General features: G+C 74.3%; 12 protein-coding genes and 2 pseudogenes. 7 read left to right on the top strand and 7 right to left on the bottom strand.

The window, feature by feature from the left end:
• A partial coding sequence (locus R7226_RS28780) for a choice-of-anchor M domain-containing protein (protein WP_318600913.1) occupies window positions 1–751 on the bottom strand: 751 nt, incomplete at its 3' end.
• Window positions 752–820: 69 nt separating this feature from the next.
• On the bottom strand, window positions 821–2,446 hold the full coding sequence (locus R7226_RS28775; RefSeq protein ID WP_318600912.1) for an MFS transporter: 1,626 nt from the start codon (window positions 2,444–2,446) through the stop codon (window positions 821–823).
• 108 nt (window positions 2,447–2,554) lie between these two features.
• On the opposite strand from R7226_RS28775, the gene R7226_RS28770 reads away from it, so the two are divergent.
• Complete coding sequence (locus R7226_RS28770; protein WP_318600911.1) at window positions 2,555–2,926, top strand: response regulator; 372 nt, start codon at window positions 2,555–2,557, stop codon at window positions 2,924–2,926.
• Complete coding sequence (locus tag R7226_RS28765; RefSeq protein WP_318600910.1) at window positions 2,923–3,588, top strand: response regulator transcription factor; 666 nt, start codon at window positions 2,923–2,925, stop codon at window positions 3,586–3,588. The genes R7226_RS28770 and R7226_RS28765 overlap by 4 nt, the downstream gene beginning before the upstream one ends.
• Before the next feature lie 8 nt (window positions 3,589–3,596).
• Here the strand turns inward: R7226_RS28765 and R7226_RS28760 are convergent, their stop codons facing one another.
• Window positions 3,597–4,655 carry an ATP-binding protein gene (locus R7226_RS28760; RefSeq protein ID WP_318600909.1) on the bottom strand — a complete coding sequence of 353 codons (1,059 nt, stop codon included), beginning with the start codon at window positions 4,653–4,655 and terminating at the stop codon, window positions 3,597–3,599.
• Between the two features lie 92 nt (window positions 4,656–4,747).
• On the opposite strand from R7226_RS28760, the pseudogene R7226_RS31760 reads away from it, so the two are divergent.
• The 3 genes and pseudogenes from R7226_RS31760 to R7226_RS28750 all read left to right on the top strand — a co-directional run.
• Window positions 4,748–5,497: pseudogene (locus tag R7226_RS31760) on the top strand (alpha/beta fold hydrolase); the annotation flags it as partial.
• 18 nt (window positions 5,498–5,515) lie between these two features.
• Entirely contained in the window at window positions 5,516–6,490 is a 975-nt protein-coding gene (locus R7226_RS31755) for an alpha/beta hydrolase (protein WP_404827922.1), read from the top strand.
• 11 nt (window positions 6,491–6,501) lie between these two features.
• Complete coding sequence (locus R7226_RS28750) at window positions 6,502–6,990, top strand: Dps family protein (protein WP_318600907.1); 489 nt, start codon at window positions 6,502–6,504, stop codon at window positions 6,988–6,990.
• A 42-nt stretch (window positions 6,991–7,032) separates the two neighbouring features.
• Here the strand turns inward: R7226_RS28750 and R7226_RS28745 are convergent, their stop codons facing one another.
• Complete coding sequence (locus tag R7226_RS28745; protein WP_318600906.1) at window positions 7,033–9,255, bottom strand: DUF4394 domain-containing protein; 2,223 nt, start codon at window positions 9,253–9,255, stop codon at window positions 7,033–7,035.
• Between the two features lie 103 nt (window positions 9,256–9,358).
• Between R7226_RS28745 and R7226_RS28740 the strand changes: the two genes are divergently transcribed.
• Together R7226_RS28740 and R7226_RS28735 are read left to right on the top strand one after the other, a co-directional pair.
• Entirely contained in the window at window positions 9,359–9,766 is a 408-nt protein-coding gene (locus tag R7226_RS28740) for a VOC family protein (protein ID WP_318600905.1), read from the top strand.
• A gap of 102 nt (window positions 9,767–9,868) precedes the next feature.
• Complete coding sequence (locus tag R7226_RS28735; RefSeq protein WP_318600904.1) at window positions 9,869–11,182, top strand: TolB-like translocation protein; 1,314 nt, start codon at window positions 9,869–9,871, stop codon at window positions 11,180–11,182.
• Window positions 11,183–11,187: 5 nt separating this feature from the next.
• Here the strand turns inward: R7226_RS28735 and R7226_RS28730 are convergent, their stop codons facing one another.
• The 3 genes and pseudogenes from R7226_RS28730 to R7226_RS28720 form a co-directional block, all read right to left on the bottom strand.
• Window positions 11,188–11,670 (bottom strand): VOC family protein, encoded by a 483-nt coding sequence (locus tag R7226_RS28730; protein ID WP_318600903.1) that lies wholly within the window; start codon window positions 11,668–11,670, stop codon window positions 11,188–11,190.
• 65 nt (window positions 11,671–11,735) lie between these two features.
• The gene (locus R7226_RS28725) at window positions 11,736–12,362 is read right to left on the bottom strand and encodes a TetR/AcrR family transcriptional regulator (protein ID WP_318600902.1); all 627 of its coding nucleotides are present in this window, start codon (window positions 12,360–12,362) and stop codon (window positions 11,736–11,738) included.
• A pseudogene (locus tag R7226_RS28720) lies at window positions 12,359–14,848 on the bottom strand (hypothetical protein); the annotation flags it as partial. The pseudogene R7226_RS28720 and the gene R7226_RS28725, both read right to left, overlap by 4 nt.

Here is a 14,848-nt window from a genome sequence, read left to right as displayed (position 1 = left end):
GCTGCGTGCCGGCCGGCGGCGTCGTCCCACCCGGCGGCCGCCCCGTGTCGGGCGGCCGCGTGCCGCCGGGCGGCGGCGTGTCGCCCGGCAGCGGCGCGCCGGTCGCGGGATCGACCGCGCCGACGGTCACCGTCAGCGTCCGCGTGTCGCTCGCGCTGCCCGACGGCGCGAGCGGCGCGCGGGTCGTGAACGTCAGCTGGTAGCGACCCTCGGCGGAGAAGGCCCAGTTGCCGTGCGCGTGCGTGCCAGCCGGCACCTGCACCGTGTCGGGCAGGCCGTCGCCGCTGTCGAACAGCTTCGTCACACCGCCGAAGGAGCCGGCGGTGAAGAGCGCGAAGCGCCCCGGCCCCGTGACGGCGTCGAGCGACCACGAGAGCGGTCCGGTCAGCTGCGCCGCGGCGATCTCCTCGCTGTTCCAGCCGGGCCACAACACGCCCTGGCGCTGCACCTGCGGCAGCAGCCACAGCGGCGCGCCCGGCGCGCCGAGGAAGGCGAACGCGGCGGCGCTCGGGACGGTCGTCCTCGCCGCCGGGCGCACGTGGAAGACGACCTCCGACGACTCGCGCCAGACGACGGCGCCGGAGCCCGCCGTCCCGTCCTTCACCTGCGCGCGCAGCACGCCGCCGACGAAGCGGGCGCCGTAGTCGACGTGGCCGTCCTGCAGGACGGTCGGCGCGGCAGCGGGCGCTGTGCCCACCGTCGCCGTCGCCGTGGCCGCCGTCGTCATCGCCGTCGCGAGCAGGATCGCCACGGCCCTCCCGCCTCGTCTCGCGTGCATGGCGGGCAACCTACAGCAAGATGAGACTAAGTCCTATTCTGATCAGGCGCTCGTCCAATGGGTGACCAGCGGCGGCGTCGCCGGGTCGGTGAGCGCGCGGACGGCGTCGAGGCGGGCCTGGTCGCGCGTCGTGAAGCGCGCGTGCTGGCGCAGGTGCTCGTCCCACGAGCCGACGACGAACTGCTCCAGCACGCGCTCCGGCGCGGCGGCGTCGCGCCAGATCCGCCACGAGATCGCGCCGGTGCGCCGCCGCGCCCGGCGCACGCCGGCGAGCGCGGCCAGCAGCGCGTCGGCCTGCCCGGCGGCGGCGCGGTACTCGACGGTGACCAGCACCGGTCCGGCCGCGGCGCGGCCCGCGGCGTCAGCACCGGCGAGGCTCGGGAGCGGCCAGTCGCAGGCGGGCGTCAGCTCGGCGGCCTCGATCCGCGGGAACGGGGCGCGCAGGGCGACGAGCGGGCCGGCGGCGAGCGCGACCGCGGCGACGAGCAGCACGGCGTCGACACCGCTCGCGGCGGCGGCGATCCCCACCAGCGCGCTGCCGATCGCCATCCCGCCCTGGAAGACGACGAGGTAGACGGCCATCCCGCGTGCCTTCGCCCACGCCGGCAGCATCGTCTGGAAGCCCGAGCTGAGCGTCGCCAGCACGGCGATCCAGCCGACCCCCGCCAGCACCAGCGCGGCGGCGACCGCCGCGGTCGAGTCGACGGTCGCCATCACCAGCGCGGTGACCGCCACGGCGAGCGACCCGGCCGCGAGGATCCAGTCGGCCGAGAGGCGCGCCCGCAGCCGCGGCAGCAGCGTCGCGCCGCCGACCGCGCCGGCGCCGACGCAGCCGAGCAGCAGGCCGTAGCCGCCCGACCCGAGCCCCAGACCGTCGTCGGCGACCGCCGGCAGCAGCGCCCAGATCGCGCTCGCGAAGAGGACGAACAGCGCCGCGCGCAGCAGCACCGTGCGCAGCGCGGGACTGGCGACGACGTAGCGGCCGCTCGCCCGCATCGCCTCGCGGATCGACTCGCGCGGGAGGGGCGCGTGGGGCGTGCCCGCGCCGGCCACCACCCCACGCCGCTCCTTCCAGCGCCAGACGACGACGATCACGACCAGGAAGGTCGCGGCGTTGACGAGGAAGACGACGCTCGGCTGCGTCGCGGCGACGAGCAGGCCGCCGAGCGCCGGGCCGACCGCGCGCGCGAGGTTCATGTTCACGGCGCCGAGCGCGATCGCCCGCGGCCGCTCCGCCTCGCTCACCAGCTCCGGCTGCAGCGTCTGCCACGTCGGCGAGGTCCACGCCTGGCCCGCGCCGACGAGGAAGATCGCCGCCAGCAGGATCCACGGCGTCACCAGCCCCGCGAGCGCGAGCAGGCCGAGCGCGAGCGCCGCCAGCAGCATGAACAGCTCCGAGCCGAGCAGCAGGCGCCGCCGGTCGACGAGGTCGCCGACCGCGCCGGCCGGGATCGCCAGCAGCAGCACCGGCAGCGACGCCGCGGTCTGGATGAACGCGAGGTACGCCGCGGAGGAGGTCAGCGACAGCATCAGCCACTGCGCGCCGACCGTCTGCATCCAGCCGCCGACGTTGCTGGCGAACTGGGCGCTCCACATCGCGCGGAAGACCGGGTGCCGCAGCGGCGCCCACGCCGACTCCGGCGGTCCCGCTCTGCTCGTCGTCGTCATGAGGCCGAGCGTACGAGCGCCGCGCGCGCCGTTGCAGGTGGTCGCGCACGACCTCCGGGTCGGGTTCTCCCTACCTCGCGCCGCCAGCGGGGCTGCAATCCTGAAGCCGTGCCGCTCTCCGTCCTGCTCGTCGACGACGACGTCCACTTCCGCCGCCTGGCGGCGGTGATGCTGCGCGACGGCGATGCGATCGTGGCCGGCGAGGCGGCCGACTGCGCGACCGGGCTCCACGCGGCGCGCACGCTGAGACCGCAGGCGGCGATCGTCGACGTCAACCTGCCCGACGGGAGCGGCACCGAGCTGGCCGCCGGGATCGCCGAGCTGCCGAACCGTCCGCGCGTCGCGCTCGTCTCCTCCGACGCCGACGCCGTAACCTCCGCCGAGGCGCTGCGGCTCGGCGCCGTCGGCTTCTGGCCGAAGTCGGAGCTGGCCGACGGGATCGCCGAGCTGCTGCGCGACGGCGACAGCGAGCCGCGATGAGCGAGCCGCTGCGGGTCGTGATCGGCGAAGACGACGTGCTGCTGCGCGAAGGGATCGCGCGGCTGCTGATCGAGGCCGGCCACGAGGTCGTCGCGCAGGCCGGCGACGCCGACGACTTCCTGCGCAAGGCGCTCGCGCACCGCCCCGACGTCACGGTCGTCGACGTGCAGATGCCGCCGCGCAAGGACGACGACGGCCTCGTCGCGGCGCTGGCGCTGCGGCGCGAGCGGCCCGAGACCGGCGTGCTCGTGCTGTCGCAGTTCTACGAGGAGAGCTACGCGCTCGACCTGATCGGCGACCGCGCCGAGGGCGTCGGCTACCTGCTGAAGGAGCGGATCGGCGACGTCGCCGCGTTCGTCGCGGCGGTCGAGCGCGTCGCCGCGGGCGGCAGCGCGCTCGACCCGGAGGTCGTCGGCCGTATGCTCGGCCGGCGCCGCGCCGACGGGCCGCTCGACGCGCTCTCCGCACGCGAGCGCGAGGTGCTCGCCGCGATGGCCGAGGGCCTCTCCAACCGCGGCATCGCCGAGGCGCTCGTGATCTCGCAGGCCGGCGTCGAGAAGCACGTCACGAGCATCTTCGGAAAGCTCGGCCTCGGCGCGACGCCGACCGAGCACCGCCGCGTCCTCGCGGTGCTGCAGTTCGTGCGCGACGCGCGCCGCTGAGCGCGCGACTACGCGTCGTCGGCCGGAGGGATCGGCAGCGTCGCGACGATCGCGGTCGGCCCACCGGGCGGGCTGTCGATCCGCAGCTCGCCGTCGACCGCCTTGACGCGGTCGTCCATGCCGAGCAGGCCGGGGCCGCCCGCGAGCGCGCCGCCGACGCCGTCGTCGCCGACCTCGACGCGCAGCCGCCCGTCGCGCACGTCGGCGTTGACCCATGCCCGCGTCGCCTGCGCGTGCTTGGCCGCGTTCGTCAGCGCCTCGGCGACGACGAAGTAGGCGGTCGCCTCGACGATCGGCGGGAAGCGCCGTCCGACGATCTCCAGCCGCACCGGGATCGGCATCCGCGACGCGACCGCGTCGACGCCCGCTTCGAGCCCGCCGCGCAGCAGGATCGCGGGCAGGATGCCGTGCGCGAGCTCGCGCAGCTCGTTGGTCGCCGCCTGCGCGTGCGAGATCGCGTCGGCGAGCAGCTCGGCGCGCGCCTGCTCGTCCTGCCCGGGCCGCTGCGCCAGCTTCAGCGTCAGGATCGTGTGGACGAGCCGCTGCTGGGCGCCGTCGTGGAGGTCGCGCACGAGGCGGCGGCGCTCGCTGTAGGTCGCCTCGACGACGCGCACGCGCGACTGGCGCACCTCCTCCAGGCGGATCCGCTCGGCCTCGGCCGCGCGCAGCTCCGCCTCCAGCAGCAGCCGCTGCTCGGCCTCGTTCGCCCGCATCCGCGCGCGGTCGGCGATCACGCTGCCGACGCACGCGGTCAGCAGCAGCACGAGGATCGCGACGATGTCGCTGCCGTCGGTGACGTGGAACGACCCCGTCGGCTGCGTGTGGAAGAACAGCAGCGCGAGCGCGCTCGCGAATGAGGTCGCGAGCCCCAGCCAGAGGCCCCAGTAGGTCGCGATCAGCAGCACGCCGAGCACGTACAGCACGCCGCTGGAGACGCCCGGATCGGCCTCCGACAACGGGTACAGCAGCGCCGTCACCGACGCGACCACGAACGCGGCCGCCGCGATCCCGACGGCGGTCGAGTCCTGCCGCCGCGCGGCCGGTTTGGGAGTGGACGCAGCTGGCATGAAGGCCGGGCCATCGTAGCCGCCGCGGCGCGAGGTAGGGATTGCCCTACCCGGCTGTCGGGTGAACCGACGCGGCTGTCAGGCGGGCCCTCATGTTCGCGCGGCCGGCGCCGAACGAGACTGCTGCCAACAGCTCGATCACCCCGATGCAAGGAGCCGCAACCGTGTCCGTCTCAGCTGCCGCACCCACCGTCGTCCTCGTCCACGGCGCCTTCGCCGACGCCTCCAGCTGGTCGGGCGTCCACGCGGCGCTGAAGGCCGACGGCGTGACGGTCCTGGCGCCGCCGAACCCGCTGCGCGGACTCGCCTACGACGCCGCCTACCTGGCGTCGTTCGTCGCGCAGATCGACGGACCGGTCGTGCTCGTCGGTCATTCCTACGGCGGCGCCGTGATCACCGTCGCGGGCACCGCCGACAACGTCGTCGGGCTCGTCTACGTCGCCGCCTACGCGCTGGAAGAAGGCGAGAGCCTCGGCCAGCTGCAGGGCCGCTTCCCCGACTCGAAGCTTGCCGCCAACCTCAGCTTCGCGCCGTACCCGATCGCCGGCGCCGACGACGGCACCGACGTCTCGATCGCGCGCGACGCCTTCCCGGCCGTCTTCGCCGCCGACGTGCCGGCCACGACGACGGAGTTCCTCGCGAGCGCGCAGCGGCCGCTCGCCGCCGCCGCGTTCGAGGAGCCGGCCGCCGCCGCGGCGTGGAAGACGACGCCGGCGTGGGGCCTCGTCGCGGCCGCCGACCAGGCGATCAACCCCGACGTCGAGCGCTTCGGCTACGAGCGCGCCGGCATGACGACGATCGAGGTCGAGGGCGCCTCGCACGCCGTCGCGCTGTCGCAGCCCGACGTCGTCGCCGGCCTGATCCGCCAGGCGCTCGCCGTCGCGGCGCCGGCGGTCGTGCTCGAGCCGGCCGCGCAGGCGTTCGCCGAGGCGACCGCCAACCCGCCGTTCCTGGCCGACCTCGGCCCCGTCGAGGGCCGCAAGGTCGTCGACGAGACGCAGGCCGGCGAGATCTTCAAGCCGGCCGTCGACGACGAGTGGATCACCGTCCCCGGCGGCCCGACCGGCGAGGTCCGCGTGCGGATCGTCAAGCCGCAGGGCGCGACCGGCACGCTGCCGACGATCCTCTACGTACACGGCGCCGGCTGGGTCTTCGGCAACGCCAGCACGCACGACCGGCTCGTGCGCGAGCTGGCCGTCGGCACCGGCGCCGCGATCGTCTTCCCCGAGTACGACCTCTCGCCCGAGGCGCGCTACCCGGTCGCGATCGAGCAGAGCTACGCCGCCGCGCAGTGGATCGTCGCCGACGGCGCCTCCAAGGGCCTCGACGCGACGCGGCTGGCGGTCGCCGGCGACTCGGTCGGCGGCAACATGGCGGCGGCGCTCGCGATCATGGCCAAGCAGCGCGGCGACGTGAGCTTCCGCGCGCAGGCGCTCTTCTACCCCGTCACCGACGCCAGCTTCGACACCGCCAGCTACCACCAGTTCGCCGAGGGCTACTGGCTGCGCCGCGACGCGATGGAGTGGTTCTGGGACCAGTACACGACCGATCCCGCCGAGCGCGCGCAGATCACCGCCAGCCCGCTCCGCGCGACCGCCGAGGACCTCGCCGGCCTGCCGAAGGCGCTCGTCATCAACGGCGAGGCCGACGTGCTGCGAGACGAGGGCGAGGCGTACGCGCGGCACCTGCGCGCGGCCGGCGTCGACGTGACCGCGACCCGCTACGGCGGCGCGATCCACGACTTCATGATGGTCAACGCCCTGCGCGAGACCAACGCCGCCGACGCGGCGATCGCGCAGGCCGTCGGCTTCCTCACGTCCGCACTCGAGCAGTAGGAGAGACGGCCATGACGACGCACACGCTCAGCAGCGACCACCACCCGACGCTGCGGCATGCCGAACGCGAGGCGATCGGCGCCGAGCTGCAGGGGATCCTCGTGGTCCTCACCGATCTGGCGCTGATCGGCAAGCACGCCCACTGGAACGTGCAGGGACCGGAGTTCCGCTCGCTGCACCTCTTCCTCGACGAGATGATCGACGCCTGGCGCGAGGCGGCCGACGCCGTCGCCGAGCGCGCCGTCGCGCTCGGCCACGCGCCCGACGGCCGCATCGCGACGATCGCCGCGCGCACCGAGCTGCCGCAGCTCGACGCCGGCCCGCAGCTCGACCGCGAGCTGGTGCTCGCGCTGACGCGGATCCTGACCGAGGCGATCAGCGCGATCCGCCTGCGGATGGATCCGCTGGAGGCGATCGACACCGTCACCGCCGACCTGCTGCACGGGATCGTCGCCAAGCTCGAAGAGCAGGCGTGGATGATCCGCGTGCAGGCGGCCTGAGGATGTGGAGCGGCGGCCGCGACAGGCGGCCGCCGCGGACCGTCACCGCTTGACGGTGGCGCGCTTCACGGCGCTTCTGGAGCGATTGCCGGCAGCGTCTCTCACGGTGACCTCGACGCGGATGCTGCCGACGCTCAGCGCTCTGCGACCGACTCTGCCGGCGACGACGACCGTCACTCTGCCGGCTCTGACCGCTCTCGTGAGCGTGCCGTACGACGTGCTGACGGTGCAGCGTCTGCCTCTTCTCGCTCTCAGCGCGCAGGCCTTGCCCTTGCGGCGGCCGGGCCGCTCGCGCACGATTCTGATCGTCGCGGTGCCGGCCTCGGAGACGGTGAACGTGATCGTGAGGCGGCGTCTTCTCTTCGAGGCGACCGCCACTCTCGTCACCAGCGGCTTGGTGATGTCTCTCAGCGGCGGGGTCGGCGTCGCCGGCCCGGGGCTGCCCGGACCGCCCGGGGCAGGGCCGCCCGGACCGGCCGGCTCGTCCCGCCCGGGCGCGGGATCGAGCGGCGTCCCCCACGCGCGGCCGACCGCGATCCCGCTCACGCCCGCGGGCGCCGCGCCGAGGAAGACCGCGCCCGCCGTCGCGAGGTCGAGCCGGTAGAGGCCGTTGACGCCGCCGACCGGGAGGAGCGCGACGCCGCTCCCGCTCGCGGCGCTGTTGGAGGTCGTCACCTGGACGTCGGACGGGAGGTCGAGGCTCGCGCGCGCGCCGAAGTCGAGCGGCGCCCCTCTGAGCGTCACCGTGCGCCCGTCGATCAGCGTGCCGGCGTTGGGCGGCCCCTGGAGGTAGAGCTTGTTCGCGGTCGGCTCGAGCGCGTACAGCGTCGTCGCCGTCGCGCCGCCGAAGGCGTTCGTGAAGGCGGCCGCGGTGACGCCGGTCGCGCCGGCGTCAAGGCCGCTGTGCGGTCTGTCGGGGTTGGTGCCGGCGATCGGGTCAGCAAAGCCGAGGTTGCCGTCGAACGGCGTGCCGGGTGCGTTGATGTTGACGCGGAAGCTCAGTCCGCCGTCGGCGACGACGCGGACCTGCTCTCTGGTCGGGTCGGCATCGATCGCCCAGCCGCTCGCGAGCGGCGGGAAGTCGACCGCGGCGCTGGCCACGTCGACGAACGCGATCTGTCTCGCCGCGCCGACGGCTCTCGTGACGCCGGTCTGCGCGTCGACGAGGTAGAGCGTGGCGGTGTTCGCGGTCGCGTTCACGCCGAGCCCGTACAGCTGCCCGGTGCGCGGGCGCCAGGTGAGCGCCGCCATCGCCTCACCAGGCTCCAGCCCGATCAGCTCGGCGTAGGTCGCGCTGCCCGGCGTCGCCGACTGGAAGCGCGCGAGGTTGCCGCCGGAGAGCGCGAGGACCGGGTAGCCGGCGTCGGCCGCGCGCCGCTGCAGCGCGAGACCCTGGATCGCGGTGGCGCCGTTGCCGATCGGGCCGATCGCCGTCGCCGCGCCGCTGGCGAGGTCGATCGTGTAGAGGCCGGTCACCCCTCTAACGGTCAGCACCGCGAAGCCGGCGCCGCCCGCCGCGCCGGTCTCGACCGAGGGATCGATGTCGAAGCCGCTCACCTCGCCGAAGTCGAGCGGTCTGCCGCCGAGCGTGACGGTCTTCTGCTGGGTCTGCGTGCCGACGTTCGGCGGCAGCTGGATCGCGAGCTGGTCGAGCCCGGCCTCGAGCGTGTAGAGCGCCGTCGTCGGCGCGTCGGGACGGCTGCTGGTGTAGGCGGCGCCGCTGATGCTCGCTCTGTAGCCGTCGGGGTTGTCGCCGGTGACGGCGGTGTTGCCGTCGACCGCTCTCCCGTCGGTGGGGTTGACGCGGAAGTTGACGCCCAGGGTCGTCACGCGCACGCGGTCGGCGGCCGGGTTGACGTCGAAGCCGTAGCCGACCGTCCCGGGGTCGGGCAGGTCGATTGGGTTCATGCCGTCGGTGAAGGCGATCTGGCCGGGCGTGCCGACCGCGCCGGCGACACCGGTCTCGGGGCTGAGCGCGTAGAGCGTCGCGGTGTTGGCGGTGGAGTTGACGCCGAAGGCGTAGAGCAGGCCGTTCTGCGGGCGCACGTCGATGCCGACGAGCGTCTCGCCGGCGTTGACGCCCGTGATCGCCGTCGCCGTCGTGGTTCTCGGCGCGGCCGGGTCGAACGCGAGCAGGTTGCTGCCGGAGAGCGCGTAGGCGCGCTCGGCGGGGCCGGCGGCCGAGGCGCTCGGCGCCAGCAGCACGGACAGCAGGACGACGGCGGCGGCGGGTGCTCCGATGCGGAGCCGGCGACGAGCGATCATGCGCGGCACTCTAAACGCCACTTCCCGGTTCGTGAAGCAGCCGTTTGCGAGTGCGCTCGCGCCGAGAGCGATGAGTTTCCGCCGGCCGCGCCGTCTGAGGGGCATGAGCGATCAGACGCAGGTCCCCACCACCGTCACGAACATCGGCGTCGCGATGTTCACCGTCACCGACCAGGACGCGGCGCTCGCGTTCTACACCGAGAAGCTCGGCTTCGAACTGCGCGGCGACGTCCGCTTCGGCCCGAACAACGAGAACCGCTGGCTGGAGGTGGCGCCGCCCGGCTCCAAGGCCCGGCTCGCGCTCAACCCGCCGATGAACTCGCAGCCCGGCGGCGGCGCGATCGGCGTCGAGACGCGCGACGTGATCGGCGAGCACCGCCGCCTCAGCGCGATCGGCGGGATCGACCTCGATCCCGAGCCGCAGGGCAACGTGCCCGGCGCGCCGCTGCTGTTCATGCTGCGCGACCCCGACGGCAACCACATCGCCGTCGTCGAGGAGCCGAGCGCGTAGGAGGTTCCCCGGGGTGATGTCAGGGGCGGGGCGGGGATCTCCCCGCTGACCGCCCCGCACCGCTGCTGGGACCGTCGAGTCACCCGATCTTGGAGGCTCGACATGACCCCCAGCACCGCCCCGATCCGCTCACTCCCTCACCGCAGCCGCGCCCGCACGCTCGCGCTCGCCGCGTGCGGGGCTGCCGCGCTCGCCCCCGCCGTCGGCGCGCTCGCCGCGCCCGCCGCGCAGGCCGACTCGCTCGTCTTCGTGAAGGAGTCGAACGTCTGGCTCGCCAACCCCGACGGCAGCGGTCAATACCAGGTGACGACGGACGGCACGGCCGACAACCCGTACCAGTCCCCCTCGCAGGCCGACGACGGCACGATCGTCGCGGTGCGCGCCAAGCCGAACCTCGGCCCGCTGATCCGGATGCGGCAGAACGGCTCGGTCATCAACGAGATACCGGCCAAGGTGATGCAGTACGGCCCGTTTGATCCTGCGATCTCTCCCGACGGCCGGCGGGTCGCCTACGTCGAGGTCTACACCAACACGCACGAGACCTCCAGCGCGACGTGGATCACGAACGTCGACGGGCCCACCGCGCCGAGCGTCTACGGCAGCCCCGGCCCCGGCACAGGCGCTCCGTCGTGGATCGACAGCGACCGCATCTTCGTCGGCACCTACACGCGCGCGCTGACGATGGTGCCGGGGCAGGAGGAGGTGGACTGGTGGTACGACTGGGACCACGAGCCACTGCTCGGCAGCAGCGAGGACCTCGACGACGGCGAGGTCGCCGCCAACGGCACCGTCGCGTTCGTGCGCGGCGATCGTGACGGCAACACGATCCAGCTCTACAGATCGAATGGGCTCGGCAGCGCGCCGACGCCGACCTGCACGCTCTCCAACCCCTCCCCCGGTCCGCTCGGCGCGCGCTTCGTCGATCCGACCTTCTCGCCGAGCGGCGACGCGATCGCCTGGCAGGAGGGCGACGGCATCTGGACGACGACGCTGCCGGCGACCGGCTGCGCCGGGGCGCCGAGACTGACGATCCCGGGCGCCTCGGCGCCCGACTGGGGGCCGGCGGCGATCAACCCCGGGCCGCGCGAGACGAAGCCGCCGACCGGCGGCGGGCAGACGCCGGTCGTGCCGACGCCGACGGTCCCGAAGCCGGCGCCGAAGCCCGTGCCGGACACGCCGGTCAGACCGGTCATCAGAAGAGCGGCGGGCGGCTGCTCTGCGTTGAGAACCGCCGCCAAGCGCGACGCGTGCACGTTGAACGCGGCGCTGAAGCGCTGCGCGAGCGGCCCGAAGAAGCGCCGCGCCGCCTGCGTCGCGAGCGCCAGACGCGCGGCCGCGCTGAAGGCGTGCGCGCGCAAGAGCGGCAAGACCGCCCGCGCCCGCTGCGTCGCGCGCGTGAAGAAGACGGGGCGTTAGGAGGCTCAGCCCACAGGCTCGCCGTCGGCGGCGCGCTGGAGCGCCGCCACGTCGAGCTTGCCCATCTTCAGCATCGCTCTCATCGCGCGCTCGGCACGGCTCTTGTCGGGGTCGGCGAAGAGCGCGTCCATGCCGCCCGGGACGACCTGCCAGGAGAGGCCGTAGCGGTCGGTCAGCCAGCCGCACTGGCCCGCTCTGCCGCCGTCGGTCAGCCGCTCCCAGTAGTAGTCGATCTCGGCCTGGTCGGCGCAGTCGATCTCGAACGAGACGGCCTCGTCGAAGGTGAACTGCGGCCCGCCGTTTATGCCGACGAAGCGCTGGCCGTCCAGCTCCCATTCGACCGTCATCACCGTCCCGGCCTCGCCCGGGGTGCCCTCTGGGTAGTGGGTGACATTGACGATGCGGCCGCTTCTGAAGACGTCGATGTAGAAGGCGGCGGCCTCCTCGGCCTGCTTGTCGAACCACAGGTTGGGGGTGATCTTCGGCATGGCTGGCTCCTCTCGGGACGGGTCCTCGAGGAGTTGAGACGGCCGCGGCGGCCGGATCTCATCGGTCAGCCGCGTGCGGCCGCGCCAGGGGCCTCCCCGTAGATCGCGCTGTGCCAGATCACGTGCAGTGCCGCGGCGACGCGCTCGACGTCGCCGTCCGGCGTGCGGCCGAAGTGCTGCAGCAGGTAGCGCTCGTTCATCCACACGAGCGCGCTGGCGACCTCGCGCGGATCGGCGACGCCGCTGCGCCCCGCCGCGACTTCGCGCTCGATCGTGCGCGCGACGCCGTCGGTGATCCGCTCGCCGAGCGCCATGTAGGTGTCGTGCAGGTCGGGGTCCTGCGCGGCGCCGTCGGCGATCGCCTGCAGCAGCCGCCCTTCGCCGACGTAGACCTCCGTCAGCGCGCGCAGCGCCGGCCCCAGCTCGCGCGCGGGATCGGCCGCGGCGTCGACCTCGGTCCATGGGGCGGCGACCCCGTCGAAGCCGCTGCCCAGCTCCTCGACCAACGCGAGCAGCAGCAGCTGGCGGTCGTCGAAGTGGCGGTAGAAGGCGGTCCGCGTCAGCTCGGCGCCGCGCATGATCTCCTCCAGCGAGATCTCGCTCCACGGCCGCTGCTCCAGCAGCTCGCGCGCGGCCGCGAGGATCCGCTGCCGCGCCTGTGAGCGTCTGCGACGGTGCGCGACCTCGCTCATCCGACGCGCCCCGCCTGGCACCAGCCGGGCTCCAGCGGGCTCGACGGCCGCAGCATCTTCGGGCGTTGGATCGTCCACGTCGCACGATCGTAGAACCACGACGCGACGAGACCGGCGTCGCCGTCGTCGGGATCGCCGAAGAGCACGCCGGCCAGCTCCGAGCCGGCCGCCTGCGAACGATTGCTCGCGAACGAGCCGTGCAGCATGCCCATCAGCTGGTCGGCCTTCGGGGCGCTGCCGGCCCAGTCGTTGAGCGGGAAGAAGAGCGTCGCCGGATCGGCCTTGCCGAACGGGTGCCACGAGGCGGGCGAGCCCGAGTAGACGCACTCGACGTCCTTTCTCGCCGTCGCCTGGACGGCGCCGGGAACGCGCACGAGGTCGTACGCCGCCGGCACGATCGCGGTGTAGAGCCACTGCTTGATCCCGAGCCGCATCGCCGCGAGCTTGGTCGCCTGGCCGGAGGCGCTCTGGCCCCACGGGCCCTTCGCGGCGTCGGCCGCCGCCGCCAGCTTGCCGGCGTCGGAGACGAGGATCGAGCCGTAGGCGCCGAGCGCCTCGTAGGCGCCGACGAGTCGCCCGTCGATCGCGCCGCCGGCCTCGTCGGCCGCGATCTGGATGTCCCAGTCGGGCGACGGCTCGTCGTCCTCCTCGGTCAGCACCGAGGCGAGGTCGAGCGCGGCGGCCCAGGCGCCGAACGCCTCGCCGATCTCGGGGATCTCGGCGACGCCGTAGAGGATCGCGGAGGCCAGTCCGAGCTCTGCGCTGACCGGGCTCGCCGGCTTCACCTCGACGTTTCTCATCACGTCGGCGGCGACGCTGCCCGCCGCGATCGCCGTCGAGCCCTGGCTCAGCGCGAACGGCTGCTGCAGCGTGCCGATCACGTTCCAGACGGTCGCGACGTCGTCCAGCTCGTCGTGCAGCCGTCGCTGCACCGTCGTGAGGTCGGTCGCGCTGAACGCGCTCGTCCGCGCGTAGTCGAGCGCGGCGATCTCGCTCTGCAGACCGTCCGGGTCCTCGACGACCGCCAGGTTGCAGTACTGCGCGCGCACGTCGGGCTGCTGCGTCGGCGCGCACAGCCCGCCGCCGTGCGTCGGCAGCCCCAGCTGGCGGGCGATCCAGGCGGCCGCGGCCGCCTCGCCCGGTCTGCCCTGCTCCGGCCATGGCGTCGCGGGCTGGAAGGCGACCTGCTGGAGGCTGAAGTCGAGTCCGTCGCCGCCGACCGAGTCGGCCAGCGCGGCGTGGAAGGCGCCGTCGTGACGACGGCGCAGCAGCCCGCTCAGCGAGTCGGCTCCGTGACGGGTCCACTGCGACGAGGCCTCGGCAGAGGGCTGGTCGTTGGTGGCGGCGCCGAGCGCCGGCGTGTTGCCGATCAGCGCGTAGCCGCCGCTGCCGTCGAGCCCGAGGAACATCCACTCGCTGCCGCCGAGCCGCTCGATCTGCTGCGCGGCGGTGAGGCTGCCGAGTGCCGTCGCCGCCGGTCTGCCGATGCTCTGCACGACGACGGTCGCCGCGGTCGTGGCCGCTGCGCGCCGCAGCAGGCCGGAGAGCGCGCCCTGCTGGGCGGCGGCGGTCGCGGCATCGCCGCCGTTGGTGCCGAAGGCGGCCGGCGTGCCGAGCTGCGGGCGCAGCGCGGGATCGAGCACGAGCACCTGGAAGCCGGCGGTCGCGCCGGGCGGCAGCGCGCTCGCGTAGGTCGCGCCGCCGACCGCGATCGTGTTGCCGCTCGCGGTCGCGGCGGCGCTGGTGTCGATCGTGACGCGGTCGGGCTGGACGAGGCGGTAGGTCGGCGTCAGCGTGTCGAGCGGGATCGACCGCTGCAGCCAGCCGGTCAGCTGGCCGGGAGCGCCGACCGCGCCGGAGCCGTCGCCTTCGACGAGCCCCTCGTTGCTGATCGCCGTGTCGTCGCCCTCGCCGAAGCGCTTGACGAGTGTGAAGTCGGGACCGCTCAGCACGATCAGCACCTGGTGCTGCAGGGCGTACGCGAGCGCGAGCGCGGTCGCGTACCCCTCGGCGTTGGCGCCGGCCGGGACGATCGCCGTGCCCAGCTCGCCGAGCGTCGCGGCGTCGAGGAAGATCGCGTAGCTGCCGTTCGCGGGGGTCGCGTAGAAGCTCTGCCCGATCCGCACGCCGCTGCGGCCGCCGACGGTCGCGCGCGAGTCGAACGCGACGCCGAGCGGGCCTGCGACGACGCCGACGTCGACGCCGACGAACTGCGTCGTGCAGGATGGCGCGGCGGTGGTGGGTGCCGGTGCCGCGGCGCCGGCCGGGGGCTGGCCGCTCGGGGTCGAGAGCGGCTCGATCGTCGTGAGCGTCCGCGCCGGTGCCGGCAGCAGCTCCAGCGGCGCGGAGGCGATCGGCTGCCCGCCGGGTGTGGAGAGCGGCAGCAGCGGGGTGGTCGGGAGCGTCGCGCTGGCGGCGGCCGGCGCGCAGGTGGCGGCGGCGCGCGCGGGGGCGGTGGTGGCGGCGCCCGCGGTGGTGGCGGCGGC

The sequence above is a fragment of the Conexibacter stalactiti genome (assembly GCF_033542075.1).
Taxonomy (GTDB): Bacteria; Actinomycetota; Thermoleophilia; order Solirubrobacterales; family Solirubrobacteraceae; genus Conexibacter; species Conexibacter stalactiti.
This window is presented reverse-complemented; position numbering and strand designations above follow the sequence as displayed.